At 40.6% G+C, this 14,625-nt stretch carries 10 protein-coding genes; 6 read left to right on the forward strand and 4 right to left on the reverse strand.

Annotated elements, in window-relative coordinates; genetic code table 11:
- Positions 1–222: 222 nt before the first annotated feature.
- Entirely contained in the window at positions 223–2,010 is a 1,788-nt protein-coding gene (locus tag CDC33_RS02720; protein WP_109007188.1) for an iron uptake porin, read from the reverse strand.
- A 763-nt stretch (positions 2,011–2,773) separates the two neighbouring features.
- On the opposite strand from CDC33_RS02720, the gene CDC33_RS02725 reads away from it, so the two are divergent.
- The 5 genes from CDC33_RS02725 (at position 2,774) to CDC33_RS02745 (ending at position 8,677) form a co-directional block, all read left to right on the forward strand.
- Entirely contained in the window at positions 2,774–3,868 is a 1,095-nt protein-coding gene (locus CDC33_RS02725; protein WP_109007189.1) for an HMA2 domain-containing protein, read from the forward strand.
- A 38-nt stretch (positions 3,869–3,906) separates the two neighbouring features.
- The gene (locus CDC33_RS02730) at positions 3,907–4,734 is read left to right on the forward strand and encodes an HMA2 domain-containing protein (protein ID WP_181373873.1); all 828 of its coding nucleotides are present in this window, start codon (positions 3,907–3,909) and stop codon (positions 4,732–4,734) included.
- A gap of 252 nt (positions 4,735–4,986) precedes the next feature.
- Positions 4,987–7,245, forward strand: a complete 2,259-nt coding sequence (locus tag CDC33_RS02735) for a heavy metal translocating P-type ATPase (protein ID WP_109007190.1) — start codon at positions 4,987–4,989, stop codon at positions 7,243–7,245.
- Between the two features lie 69 nt (positions 7,246–7,314).
- Complete coding sequence (locus CDC33_RS02740) at positions 7,315–7,623, forward strand: DUF5132 domain-containing protein (protein ID WP_109007191.1); 309 nt, start codon at positions 7,315–7,317, stop codon at positions 7,621–7,623.
- A gap of 475 nt (positions 7,624–8,098) precedes the next feature.
- A complete protein-coding gene (locus CDC33_RS02745) occupies positions 8,099–8,677 on the forward strand; it encodes an HMA2 domain-containing protein (protein WP_109007192.1) in 579 nt (192 codons plus the stop codon).
- A gap of 9 nt (positions 8,678–8,686) precedes the next feature.
- On the opposite strand, the gene CDC33_RS02750 is transcribed toward CDC33_RS02745, so the two are convergent.
- On the reverse strand, positions 8,687–11,056 hold the full coding sequence (locus CDC33_RS02750) for a WD40 repeat domain-containing protein (protein WP_109007193.1): 2,370 nt from the start codon (positions 11,054–11,056) through the stop codon (positions 8,687–8,689).
- Between the two features lie 319 nt (positions 11,057–11,375).
- Between CDC33_RS02750 and CDC33_RS02755 the strand changes: the two genes are divergently transcribed.
- A complete protein-coding gene (locus tag CDC33_RS02755) occupies positions 11,376–12,398 on the forward strand; it encodes a phosphatase PAP2 family protein (RefSeq protein WP_109007194.1) in 1,023 nt (340 codons plus the stop codon).
- Between the two features lie 371 nt (positions 12,399–12,769).
- Here the strand turns inward: CDC33_RS02755 and CDC33_RS02760 are convergent, their stop codons facing one another.
- Together CDC33_RS02760 and CDC33_RS02765 are read right to left on the reverse strand one after the other, a co-directional pair.
- On the reverse strand, positions 12,770–14,014 hold the full coding sequence (locus tag CDC33_RS02760) for a hypothetical protein (protein WP_244919116.1): 1,245 nt from the start codon (positions 14,012–14,014) through the stop codon (positions 12,770–12,772).
- Entirely contained in the window at positions 14,011–14,553 is a 543-nt protein-coding gene (locus tag CDC33_RS02765; protein WP_109012412.1) for a pentapeptide repeat-containing protein, read from the reverse strand. The genes CDC33_RS02760 and CDC33_RS02765 overlap by 4 nt, the downstream gene beginning before the upstream one ends.
- Positions 14,554–14,625: the final 72 nt, after the last annotated feature.

The raw sequence follows: 14,625 nt of genomic DNA on the forward strand, positions 1-14,625 counted from the left end.
AATAAACAACTACCCGAATTCAATCAACGATTGTCCAAGTTTACCCTAGTAACTTGACCCCAAAGCAATTTGAACTGATTAGTGGGTTAATACCATCCAATAAACGAGGGGATTAAGGGGGGTAATTCGACTTGTGCCTACACAGTAGAAACTAAAAATTGAAGAAGAATGCAGAATTCAAAATTCTGAATTCTGCATTCTTGACGCTTTTGCTGTAAACCTTTAGAAGGTGAAAGTTGTTCTTAGCGTACCGATAATGGCATCGTCGTTACCGCTATTTTGACCAGGCGAGGTCAACCAGATAACACCAGGGGTGATTGAAATGTTATCTGATACGCGATACTTGTAAAAGCCTTCAAAGTGATAAGGTATATCATTACCAGCAAGATTAGGAGCTAAACCTGTCCGGTTAAAGGAATAAGGTTCTGCGCCAGCAAAAATACCTAAAACGTTACCCGGCTTACCGAAGTCAGGTAAGGCTATCCCAACTCCGTAGCTCCAAGCTTCATAATCATCATTTGCACCGAAGCCTGTGACATCGTGGTAAGAAACGAAGCCACTAATTGACAGTTTGTCGCTGGGTCTGAAGGCTGCCGAGACGCCATAAGAATTACTAGAAGATGCGTTTTGGAGAGTGTTAGCTTGATTAGTACCTACGACAGGGTTAGCACCAGTCGTCAAACCACCACCTGCATCAAATAAACCAATGCTTCCGGCTCCATGATAACCGTGAACGTAGGTAGCAGCAAAAGCCAAGCGATCGCCAACACTAAAGTTCAACTGTCCAAGAGCTGCATAGTTACCTTCAAGCAAACCTTGATTTGCGCCAGGATTATTAGCATTTGACGCTAAGTAGCCTACAGTCAGTGAACTTGGTTTGAAAAAACTGCCACCGCTACCAAAGGGTAAAGTCAGTGCTGCACCTGCACCACCACCAATGCGATAGATGGGACTTTCAGAAGCAAAGGTAGACAAAGCACCATTACCGCCATCATAGTCCTCAAAGTAAGGGTTGTTAGTGGCAACATAATCGCTATGAATACCTCCGGTAGCCGCCAAGTAAACTTGGGCTGGGCCGATGGGTACGTAATACGCCAGCCAATCTATATTGACATTGTTATTGGTGCTTCCACCGTTGAGTTGAAATGTTTGTGTACCTTCAGAAGTATTGAGATCCCCATTAACATTATCTCTTCTTGAGAAGGCTTGTGCATTACCGGCTGCAAGACGAGTGTGTAAAACGTCTTTACCCGTGAAGCTGGTTTGCAAATCTAAACGTACCCTATCTTGGAAGACAGTATTGTTAGCATCGCCAGTATTACCGCCAAAAATATCAGTAACAGCAAAAATAGCTTCACCCACCAATTTTGTGGTGGTCGAAAACTGATTTGCTTCCAGTTCAGCAGTCCGTGCTTCTACAGCATCTACTCGACCACGCAGAGTTGCTAGTTCTGCCGAAAATTCCTCTTGCAAACGTTGGAGGGTTGCTAAATCCTGTTTTGTCACCAAATCAGCCGTTGCTGTGGCAATCAGTTCATTAACCCGATCTAAACAAGCATTCAAACCTGCGGCAAATTCATAACGCGTCAATGCCCGGTTACCACGGTAAGTGCTATTAGGGTATCCAGCAATACAACCGTAACGTTCAACTAGGGATTGTAAAGCTTGGAATGCCCAGTCAGTAGGTTGTACATCAGAAAACTGAGAAACTGATGTGACTTGAGACAGTGAATTCTGCTTCTTGCCTTCACTGCTATAGCGGTTAACTTCTTCTAAAACCTTATTTTCATCAGTCTTTTGGGCAACCAACTGCCGATTAACTTTTAGTGGCTCTGTTTGGATGAATATTGAAGCGCTAGAAGCTATTGGTGCTTCTGCCTGAGCAACTTTTGCCTTTATACCTTCAGAAGAGGCTGGTACTTTAGTAGCCATAGCCCTAGCGGAAACCAACACCGTCACTCCCAAAACTACTGGGCTTAGTACCAGAGTTTTCCACAATAGATTAGACATTTTTTTATTTTCCTTTCCCAAAAAAGGCCCGAAATGACTGGCTTCAAGAAAAAGAGAACAAGCAGTTATTGTACTTGTTGGAAATCTTATCAGATTGCAGTAACTTTAAGATATGCCTCACAAAATTGTTACAGATAAAGATTCGTAAAGTCTTGTAGATGCCTTGTTTACTAAATTAAGAGTTTATAATTTTTTTAGGCAAAACCTACGCAGTATTTTAACGGTTCCTACTGGCGTTAGTGGATTAAACCCTTAATTGACAAGCTTATCAAGCTCATACATATATTTTATTTGTCAGAGAAACGCTATATATTCCACCCAACTGATAACCCTTATATTCTCCTTTTTAAAAAGGGAATAAAGAATAATATAAGCTGTAATTCTCGAATAAAGGATAGAAAATAGGAAATAGCTTTGTTCGCCATAGCTTATCTGAAGCACGTTTGCTCTTAAGAGTTTGCTTACCCTTGAAAGTCATCAAGGATTGACCAATAGTATTGCAGAATTTCCTCAAAGGTTAGTTTTTATACAAGTATAGTTATCGTCAAGAGTGGGAAGCTAGGGCAACAGACGGGGCCGAATCCCTGTTTTTTTCCATCCCTTCCTGAAAATTTTGTATAGTTGCTCTTGATTATAATAATCATTTTCATAACAAAACGTTATTAAAAATAATTCGGAAGACACACACTTAACCCGCAGCCTTAAGGTACATTTAATCTATTGTTAACCTTTGACTTGATGCAGCTATTGGCTAATTGGATAAATGACTAAAAATATCAGTAATCGTGAAAAATTAAACATTTTTGCTAAAATATCTCCTAATTTAATCTCTACACCACAAAGCAACGAAGATAATCAGAGTCCAAGTAAAGCGATCGCACAGCCTTCAGGTGCCTTGCAAATAGTTCATGTAACTACCGGGCGCGTGCGACTGCGTACTACTGACAGTAGTCTTAACTCAATATTAGACAACATAGCCCAAGATTTACGCTCCATAGAAGGAGTGAGGGAAGTTAGCGTAAATGAACAAACGGGTAGTTTGGTAGTTAATTTTGATAAAGATAAGCTCTCATTACCACAAATTTTGGCGCTAAAATCCGATCTTGATATCCAACTGCCGCAGGCTTCATCTGATTCAGCTAGCAAGACCGATCCCTTTGCAGCTTGGAAATCGCCTTCATTTTGGAAAGAGCAGGGTATTTCCTTAATTCCGATGATGACAGGCTTGGCGGTAACTGGAGGTTTGGGAATTCATGGCTGGGTATCGATTCCAGTTTATATGATTGCGGCGGATGCAACCCGTGGTGTAATTGGTTATCTTGGCTCTCAAGTTCCGACATTAGAAAAAAAAGAAGCTAATCATACTAGTTCGGCGATAAAAGGTGATATATCCGAATCAACTATCCAACAAGAAAATAGTAAGGTAGTAGCACCTGCAAAAATTGACTACAGCGTAGTTCATCAAATTCCCGGACGTATTCGATTGAATGTGCCAAAAATTGCCCAAGATCGAGCTTATGGGCGGCGGCTTGAGAGAATAGTGAAAACCGATGCTCAAGTTACCAGCCTGCGTATAAATTTTGACGCTGCATCGATTGCGATCGCTTATCAGTCTCGTGATATTCCATTATCTTATTGGGTGAGTCTGATGGAATTAGCTTTGGAGATAAACCCACCAACAGTAGGGATGACAACGGCTAACCAACCCCTAGAAGAAATTAGTCAGACTCCTGAAGTTACAGACGTAACAACAGCAAACCAAACAACTCCAGAGCTATCTAGTCTGTGGAGTAGCCTAAAATCGCCTGCGATGTCTTTCTCATTAGGTATTATGGCGAACTTACCCTTGGGAACTTAAATATACAGTTTCAAATTGCGGAATACTGGAGGGCAATTATGACTGGTTTAAATTTAGAAACGGCAGCAAATTTAGACAAAAAACAAGAGCAAACAGTCAAAAACAAGACTAATTGCCCAGTAACGCCGCCTGCAAGGGTAGCATATAGCATTATTTGTGCATTTCCCGGACAAGTGGCGTTTTGCATACCCCAGATTAGAGAAGATGAAATATATGTGCAACGTCTCCTCACCTTGCTTGCTAATGAGCCTTTGGTAATCAATCAGCAAGTGAATACTACGATGGTAGGGTCAATTGCCATTACCTATAAATCTGATGTAATGTCAGATGTTGACATGCGATCGCACTTGGCTAATTTGATTCAGTTGGCTGGTAATCCAGAAGTGGTATCAGCACCTGCAAACCAATTCAAACTATGCTCAATTACAGAAGACAAGCAGGATAGAAAGCCAAAAAGAGAAGCCCAAAAGCAGAAATCAGCAACATTCTCCTTATCCTCTGCGGATGCGTCAGTCTCTAAGACTAAAAGCAATTCGGTATCCTCGAATTCTGTAATTCAACAACCAAAAAAACTTGCCAAAGTAGCTTATAGCATTGCTCATGCAATTCCCGGAAGGGTACGGTTTCGTGTGCCTCAAATTGCCTGCGATCCCAAATATGTCCAACGGTTAGAGACATTACTCAAATCAGATTCTACAGTTACCAGTGAGCGAGTTAATAGCGCTGCGAGATCAGTTGTCATTACCTATAAAACTGGAATGATGCGAGATTCTCAAAAGCAAGTGCAAAGCTTTTTGTCAGCAGCAATATCTCATCTAGCCAATCTAATTGAATCTGCCAATGATCCCGCCACAGCGATAAGCTAACTAATCCAGCAAATGACAAATAACCAAACTAACTGCAACGCAAGAGTCATTAGTCATTAGTTATTAGTCATTAGTGCAAGAGAAACCATGTCCACTTTTTTACGTGGTTTGAATTAGTCAGATGAAAGACAAGTTTTTCCACCCACAAGGGACGGAACATACACTAATATCCAATGACTAATGACTAATGACTACTTAGATTGGTGGCTGATTTTCATCGAAGTGTAACAATTATTGGATTAAAGAAAAGTAATGGCAAAAGTAGCACTGGAACTACCATCACCCCCAAAATCTCAATTCACTGTGTTGGAAGGGAATGGAAAAGTTTCTTTAATTGACACTAATGGACACTCTCAATCTCAAGAACAACTTCCCAACGTTACCTACAGCCTTGTCCATATAACTCCGGGAAGACTGCGGTTTCGCGTACCTCGCTTACGCCGTGATGCAGATTATGCCAAGCGTCTGGAAGTATTGTTAACAGCAGATGCGCTGGTGAAGAATGTCCGTGTCAAGCCTGCGGCAATGTCAGTTGCAGTTACTTATAAATCTGATAAAGTTTCTGATGCGAAGATGCGATCGCACCTTCACGATTTGATTCAGGCTGCAAGTGTTGTAGTTGTTCTCAAAAATTCCACATCCATATCAGAAACCGAAAAAGAGCCATCTTGGCCAGGTTTACAACTTTCTGCCGTTGCCACTACTTTAGCAGTACTGGGAGGGCCGTTAGGATTACCGATCCCACCTTTGATAGTAGTGCTTCCCATCGCCATTGCCACACTACCGGTTGTCCAACGAGCCTGGGAAGGTATTACGGTAAAGCGAAAATTGAATATTGACTTTTTGGATTTGATGGCGATCGCTATTACTACCTTCCAAGGGCAATTTCTCACCCCATCGCTGATGCTGGGTTTAATTGAAGTCGGCGAAAATATCCGCGATCGCACGGCTCGTTCTTCTGCTCAACAAACTCTAGATTTACTTAGTTCTCTAGGACAATTTGTCTGGGTGGAACGCAATGGCGAAAAGGTACAAATTCCCATTCAAGATGTGCAACGTGGGGATACAGTAATTGTTTACCCTGGCGAACAAGTGCCGGTTGATGGTAGCATTTTGCGAGGTAAAGCCCTGCTAGATGAGCAGAAATTAACTGGCGAGTCGATGCCGGTGCTGAAGAAAAAAGGACAACCAGTTTTCGCCTCAACGCTGGTACGAGAAGGACGAATTTATATTCTTGCAGAATGGATAGGGAATGATACCCGCGCCGGACAGAGCATTAAATTAATGCAAGAAGCACCTGTCCACGATACCCGGATGGAGAATTATGCCACGAAATTTGCTCAAAAAGCTGTTGTGCCAACTTTGCTACTTGGTGGAGCAGTATTTGCCGCAACCCGCAACCCTTCACGGGCAGCCAGCGTTTTAACTCTAGACTTTGCTACAGGGATTCGAGTATCAGTCCCCACAACAGTTTTAGCAGCATTAACTTATGCTGCCCGACGGGGGATTCTCATCCGTAGCGGACGGGCGTTAGAACAATTAGCAGAAGTTGATACCATAGTTTTTGATAAAACAGGGACACTGACTAAGGGAGAAGTTGATGTTGTCAGTGTGGAAAGTCTTAATCCAGCAACCTCAAGATTACGAGTGTTGGAATTGGCCGCCGCCGCCGAACAGCGTTTAACTCATCCAGTAGCAGAAGCAATTGTTCGCTATGCCCAAGCAGAGCAAGTAGCAATTTTGCCGCGTAGCAAGTGGGATTATCAACTAGGTTTGGGCGTACAAGCTCTAATTGATGGAGAGACAGTTTACGTTGGGAGCGATCGCTTTTTACGTACTAGTGGCATTGACACCGAAGCGTTAAATGGTCATCAAAAATCTCCAAATTCAGCGATTTATGTCGCCAGCAACGGTCAACTTCAAGGTATTATTAAATATAGTGACCTTCTCCGTCCCGAAAGCCGGGAAGTCATCACAGCACTTTCGACAGTCGAAGGTGTAGAAATTCACATGCTCACCGGCGATAATAAGCGAACTGCTACAGCCGTTGCTGCTGAACTTGGTATTTTGCCGACGCATACTCACGCAGAAGCTTTTCCAGAACAAAAGGCAACAGTTGTCCGCCAACTGCACGAACAAGGTAAGACGGTTGCATTTGTAGGCGATGGGATCAACGATTCGCCAGCTTTAGCCTACGCCGATGTTTCCGTTTCCTTTGCTAACGGTTCCGAGATCGCCCGCGAGACAGCAGACTTAGTGTTGATGCAGAATGACTTGCATGGTTTATTAGAAGCGATCGCGATCGCTCGTCAAGCCAAGCAATTGATTCGGCAAAACACAGGATTAGTTGCTGTTCCTAATTTAGCAGCATTAGCGATCGCCGTTCTCTTTGGTCTTAACCCCTTAGCTGCAACAGTAGTCAACAATGGCTCAACCGTAGTTGCTGGAGTCAACGGTTTGCGTCCAATTCTTAAAAGTCGTCAACATAAAGCTCTACCATCGGCAAGATGATGCAACTATGCTGCCAAGAGTATCTTGAAAAGCTTCCGAGATTTCTTAATTAATAGGAGAAAATTGAACATGGCACCTAAAATTAGTGATTTTGTTGAAGATGCAGGCGCTCCCGGTATTATAGCCGGAATTGGTGCAGTCCTCTTAGCGCCTGTTCTGCTGCCCATTGTCGCTGGAGTTGGTAAACCCTTAGTCAAGTCAGTCATTAAAGGCGGAATTGGTCTTTATGAAAGAAGCAAAGGAACCATTGCAGAAATCGGCGAAACCTGGGAAGACATGGTAGCCGAAGCCAGAGCAGAACTTGCTGAAGAAAAAGAAACCCCCGTATTTGAAGCGTCTGCCACCAATGGCGATAATGTCGCCGATAATGGTGCATAATTTCATCTGCATATAGCAGTCCTAAATGATTTGTAAACTTCTTTCCTTCTTCTCTTGGCGCTCTTGGCGTCTTGGCGGTTCGATAATTCCTACAACTCAAATAGGATTGTTATATCAGCAAGTTAAATTTTAACGAACCGCCAAGGACGCCAAGTACGCAAAGAAAAAGAAGAAAGAAATGCTTAATCAACTATACTGCCCCATAGGGGACTTCAAATTACAAAAATATCAAATTCAATTTGAAAAAAGAATGCGACAAATAAACCATCTGTAGAGACACGATTCATCGCGTCTTTACCCAAAGATGTGTTGCAATCATTAATTGAATTGGTATTAGTAAGGTGCGTTGCTATGTTCTACCTAACGCACTCTACTAAAATAGAATAATTTATTTTTTGGAAGTCCCTAATGCAAAATATTAGATAACAAACTATAACAAAAAAACCACTATCATATAAGTAAACAAGGTACTTACATGTTGACAAATGGTTATAACACCTACAATAAAATGCCGCAAATTATAGACAAACCCACTTTCAAAACATCACCACAATCGATATCTACAAAATTTGTAAGTTCAACCCCCGGAAGATTGCGGTTGAGAGTGGCTCATTCCCATCGTCAACCAGAAAAGATGCAACGCATCGCCAATGCTTTGTCAGCAAATTCTCACATTACTCAAGTTAAGACAAATGTCCATCATGGCAGTATTGTTATCAATCACGATGGTAAAGATGGCAGTCTAGAAAACGTGCTAGCAACACTTAAAGATTTAGGAATAATTTTTGCCGATGTCTCCGAGGGTAACACCGAAGCAGCAGCAGGAGTATCATCCGCGATTGTTGACTTAAACCAGCGCGTCAAACAGGTAACACACGGTGCTTTCGATCTGCGAATTCTTTTCCCTTTGGGATTAGCTAGTCTTTCGGTACGGCAATTATTTAAGAAAGGGTTACAGCTAGAAATGATTCCTTGGTATGTTTTAGCATGGTATGCTTTTGATAGTTTTATTAAATTGCACGGAACTAACCAAAAACAATCACCAAACGAGTAACTAAAAAGCTTAATTAATCTGCCAAATCTTGATGGTTTTATCGGAACTACCACTAGCAAGAAATTGGGCATTCCGGCTAATAGCAATAGAATTTACTGCCCCTGAGTGTTCTGTGATAGTTTGTAGTAACTCTCCCGTCCGCAAATGCCAAATTTTGATGGTTTTGTCTGCACTACCACTAAACAGGATTTCTCCATCAGGACTAACAGCTAAGGATCTTACCTCTTCTAAATGTCCAGTCAATGTGTGTAGTACTTGACCTGTAGCTAAATGCCAAATTTTGATAGTTTTGTCTGTGCTACCGCTAAAGAGAAACTCTCCATCAGGACTAATGATTACTGATTTCACACCACCTAAATGCCCGTTGAGGGTGCGTAATGGATCTCCTGTGCGGGGATTCCACAGCCTAATTTTGTTGTCAGAACTACCACTAGCAAGGATTGTACCATCAGGACTGATAGCAGCAGCATTAACTGCGGATGAATGCCAAAGGGTACAAATGCGTTGGCATAGCCCGCCGTAGGCATTGCCTTTATGCAAATTCCAAATTTTGATTTTATTACTGCCACTAGCAAGAATTTGTCCATCGGGACTGATGGCGATGCAATTAACCGGTTTTTGATGTCCTAACAGAGTGTGAATTAGTTTACCAGAATTGAGGTCGTAGACCTTAACATTACTTTTGGGATGTTGGCAACTACCAATAGCGAGATAATGTTCATTAGGACTAATCGCAACAGAGGAAATTTCGCCTAAATCTTCTGTGAGGGTGCGAATAAGTTTGCCGCTTTTAAGATTCCATACCTTGATGGTTTTATCTGCACACCCGGTTACTAAACTTTCAGAATCAGGACTAATGACGACAGATGTCACCTTTTCTGAATGTCCAATTAGGGTGTGACTGAGAACGATATGTTGTAGTGTAACTTGGTGTTTGAGGTTGGCGACGCAATTCAAAATTTCCTCAACATCAGCAAGACTCTGACTATCACCGACTGCAACAAAATATTCTCTTAACTTTTTTACATATTCCTCATCTTTGATGCTGACGGCTGATTGCATTGCCTGAAGCGGGTTAGTAGAATTCTGTAGTGATATTTGGCGTAGTTGTAACCATGTATTCACAGAATAATCAAGCTGTTCATTTGCCCAAGAGCGTAGTTTACCGCCGTAGGCATCGCTTAAATGAGATAAACTCTGGGCTAATTGCAAAGCCAATTCTGGAATCCAGTAACAACGCTCATTTTCCAGAGCTTGGTAAACTTGCTTGTAACCAGAGGCGATAACTTCTATTGATTGTAAATCAAAAGTATCTGACAGCAAACTCGGCAGCAACTCTGGTAGTAACGGAGGTACACCATAATTAACCAGGTGATAAATATCCGCTACCCAGCCTGCAACCAAACAGTGATAGGTAATCAAAACCTGGCAAAGGTTTTCAAAGTCTTGACGGTTGACTTGATATTGTAAAGATAACTTACTAATATCAATTCCTTTTTCATTCCATTTTTCTGCCTTTTCTAAAATTGCCAAATTAACAACATTGTCTTTGCCAATGTGATTAATATTCTCTAAATTTTCTCCCAATGCCAGAAGTTCATCTCTAATCTTTTTCCATTCTAACGCTCGTTTTTTAGCAGACTCTTCCAAAATTTCTCGATAAGGTAAACGAGCAATTGTTTTATAATAATAATTATCTTGTCCCAAACCCCAGTAGGCAATCCGAAAATTTAAATAATCTCCGTCATTTTCTGACTCTAAAATCAAAATAGGCTCTGTTTTCAACATTCCAAACAGAGCCTTAATACTTGATTCACTGTGAAAACGTTTACTATCCCAAGCTCCTGCCAATAATTCTGTTGGTCTAACTTGACTGTTTAGAGAGTAATGCTTGTTGAGAAAATTTCGTAATCCTTCAGCCAACATTAACTCAATTTGGTAAATTGTTTCATGTCTATTCTCGTTAAATTGGTCAAAATGTACTTGAGGAGGAGCTATAAAAATTTTTAGTGGAGTGCGCTCATAATTGGTGTGGTCTAAAATCTGTGAAGGGTATAATCTTAAGGGCCAGCTATCAAGAATTTTATTGACTTCTTCTGGCAACTTGAGTGATGTTTCTCGCTCTTGGGCAGCTATTCTTAATTGCGTTTGGTGATTGTCGGCTACTAACTGCTGTTGGAAAATTCTTTCTTGCTCAAAGTCTTCAAAATAACTACTTTTTTTATTTGAAGGATTTAGAACTTTGAGTATTTCGGGAATTACTTCAATCGGTTCATATTTACTCAGAGCTAAATCTTGACTTCTCTTTTGTACTAGCTCTGCAACAACAGGTGCAAACTCTAGTACCAATTCAATTAGTAACCTTAACCCTTGCTGCATAAACACATACCTAGAAATTAAGTAAAATAAATAAGCAAAGCTTGCATGAAATCAGGGCAATACTGGCATCAAGTAAATTCATACATACTCTTAATTTTACTAATTGAGAGTATAGTAACTCAACTGTAAGCCATTAAAACCCTTACATGTCAATAAGTCTATGTACCGAACACCTGTAAATAAAAATGTCCCATTAATTTTGCGGGGCTACTAGATCCCCGACTTATTCAAGAAGTCGGGATCTTAACACCACTAACCTCTCAAAATTTTTGGGACAGACTACTAGCGTTCAGTCAAAGCATTTTATTATCAATAACAAATGGGTAATCCTCACTTTCATAAACTTTCTAATCAAAACCATTGGGTTCAAGCAATACATACTGCTGTTAAAGGAAGAGCTAGATATAAGGTAAATGGGCTTTATCATTCAGAAGCTCTTAAAAAATATCTTGAATCGAGATTATTAGAAAAGGAAATAATCTCACGAGCTAGTGCTAATAGTTACACAGGGAATGTTCTTGTTATCTTTCATCCAGATAAAAGTTTAAAGGCGATCGCTCTCCTCATTCAAGACATCCTCTTAGATTATCGGCAAAAAAGCAGTAAATCACTTGCTTCTGCCGCAGTTATTAAAGAAAATACTGCTTTCGTTGGGGCTAATAATCGAAACATATCTGATTTAGCCGTACTGCCTCAAATATCTATGCAGCGACAATTAAACCAAACAGGTAGTCAACTTATTCCGGTATTGGGGGCTGTTGGCGCTCTTGTATGCGTCACCGGACTGTTGTACGCATATAATCTTGACGAAGCCATTTTGCTGTTGATCCAGAGGTTGCATACACCACTGCGCGATCGCATCATGCTTAGTATCACTTTTATGGGCGATCCAGTAGTAATGCTGATATCTTCTTTGGGGCTGGCGATTAGTCCGTTATTTTATAATCGTCGCCGAGAAGCAGCTATGTTGGGCATCGCTGGAGTCGGTGCAATCTTACTAAATTGTTTGATGAAATTATTATTTGGTAGAGCGCGTCCAGCCCTGTGGAAGCATATTATTAAGGTGGGTCAACACAGTTTTCCTAGTGGCCATGCAATGGTTTCGATAGTGATTTACGGTTTTACCGGCTATCTTCTGGCAAAGCAGTTTCCTGAATGGCGCTTTTGGATTTATGGTTTGACTATTATTTTAATTGCTGCGATCGGTTTCAGTCGGCTTTATCTTGGTGTACATTGGCTAACTGATGTCACAGCTGGCTACGGGGCAGGTTTAGTGTGGTTGATTGCCTGTATTATTAGCTTGGAATCGGAGCAAAAATCTCGCTCACTGCAAGCAGGCTGAACTGTAGGCTTTTCCTCGGTGTTGCATAATGGCGGGTAAGTATAAGCAAGCAAACCGAGGCAGAACCTACAACTTGGACTCTGCTACTTTTCACAGAAACACAATCTGCTTAATGGCGATCGCCGCAAGATATTGTAATCTAACAAAGGTTAAAGTTATACGAGAATTTCGCTAGATTTGGCATTATTTCTAGACTTTACCTTCTTGTTTTTAACCCTGATTTGTGGTAAATCCTTTTTGTCTTTGTAAAAGTAACAGATTTCTACTAGAGTTGGCCATATTTCTAGAGAACCGTGAAATTGGCTAATGACATCATCAATAATTCTGGAAACGTTTTGCTGAAAAAAGTCTGGTTCAAATCCATAAAATACTCAGGGTAAATTCTCAGCAAATAGTTGAAGTGACTGCTTACGTTCTTCATTTTCGGCAGACATGGAGGCTTTAACTACCTGAGTGTGGATAGCAGAAATTTTTTCTAAGATTTCCTCAGAGTCTTGCAATGTAACCTCGCCAGAGTAATCAAACTTGATTCCCAGGTCATCAAGATGATAAACACTGCTCTTAATCTTCTTTTTCAGCAGACTGCATATTTCCTCATTAAAGAGTTCACTAGCGAGAGGATTACGCATATAGTTATTCCTAATATGGTTTTGGACAGCATCAACGTGTGCAGCTGCAATACCCTCTTGTTGTATCCAAATTCTGTAGATATAATCTTCAAATCTGAGCCGAGTAGGAAAAAAAGGTGGTAAACCTAGCTGATTATCATATCCAGCAACTCCACAATCCATTCTCCAGTTTTTGTTGGTAATGACAGGTCGAAAATTAGTCAGAATATAAAAATCATTTAGGTCATTTGGACTGATTTGATTTTCGTCATTGAGATACATGTGAATAAAATCAAGTGTATCGATATCATTAGTTCCTGTGCGAAAAGTCTGGGCAATCTTAACGATCGCATTATTCAAGACTCTTCCCTGTTGTAATACGAGGCTGTTTTCTCGAAAGTAGCCTTTAGTTGTGTTGGTTTCTAAATCCATTGCTGTATCAACAACCAATTCTCCAGCCTCGAAGTTTTCTGGTACTTGGCTGGCTTTTTTACCTAGAACATCACTAAAAGCTGTGAGTAAGTCAAAAGATTTATGGACATAGCCGCCTTGTTGGGTGGACTTGATTAATTTTCCTCGACATATTTCATCGCCTGTTAAAGATTCTGGGCTAGTTTCAATTAATGCATCTGGTCGCATATCATCATCTGCACTGACCATTAAATGACCAAGGGTATACATTAGCGTGAAGTTGCGATTCCCTCCATAACTAGGTCGGAATAAGTTTTTGACGAGTGATTCTAGCTTGCGATCGCGCAGTCTTTCATTTAAAAATGTAATAAATTGCTCTTTTTGTTGGGGGCCAACATAATACACATCATTGACTGTTTTAGTCTGCTCCAAAAGTGGGTAATATTTTTCATGGTTGGCAACGCTAGAATCATCAAAAACTATAATTTTTACAGCATGACCATTTGCCCGGAAATTCTCATCATACTTTTCGATGGTCTGTGCTACATCTCTCAGGCGATGAGTCGGAATAACAAATATCGTCTCTTTTGATTTCATAAAATGTGTTTAAGGTTTTCAAATGAAGTTTGATGATTACAACGATTTGATATCATTCCATTTGGTAATACTGTTTCACAGATAGTTATAGAATTTCCACCCTGAACGTCGTTGTTTTTTGAAGCTTTTCTTAAATTTGCATGGCTAAGATTGGCATTTCTAAAATCTGTTCCTTCTAAGTTAGACGCTTCCAAATTTGCCTTTTGCAAATCAGCATCAGCTAGCAATGTATTCTTGAGGATAGCTCCAGTTAGATCGGCTCCTTGCAGATTTGCATTCCGAATATCTGCCCACTCTAAATTTGCATATCGGAGATTAGCATTTTTCAGGTTAGCTCCCTGAAGATTTGCCGATCGCAAGTCTATTTTTTGTAAGTTTCTCCCGGAAAAGTTAACTCCCGATAAATTACAGCCAAAACATTTTCTAGTTTCTTGAAGCTGTTGAATTACATGCTGTCGAAACAAATCATTGCCTTGGGTAACTAAAGAGGGAGTAAGGACAAATACCATAGGAATCAGTGGTCGTAGAAAGAGATTCATAAATACCAACTCCAGTTTAAAATTGATGGGCGATTTTAAAACTTCAGCAACAGACTTCAAAAAAAAATGTCC

Source organism: Nostoc commune NIES-4072 (assembly GCF_003113895.1).
GTDB classification, from domain to species: domain Bacteria; phylum Cyanobacteriota; class Cyanobacteriia; order Cyanobacteriales; family Nostocaceae; genus Nostoc; species Nostoc commune.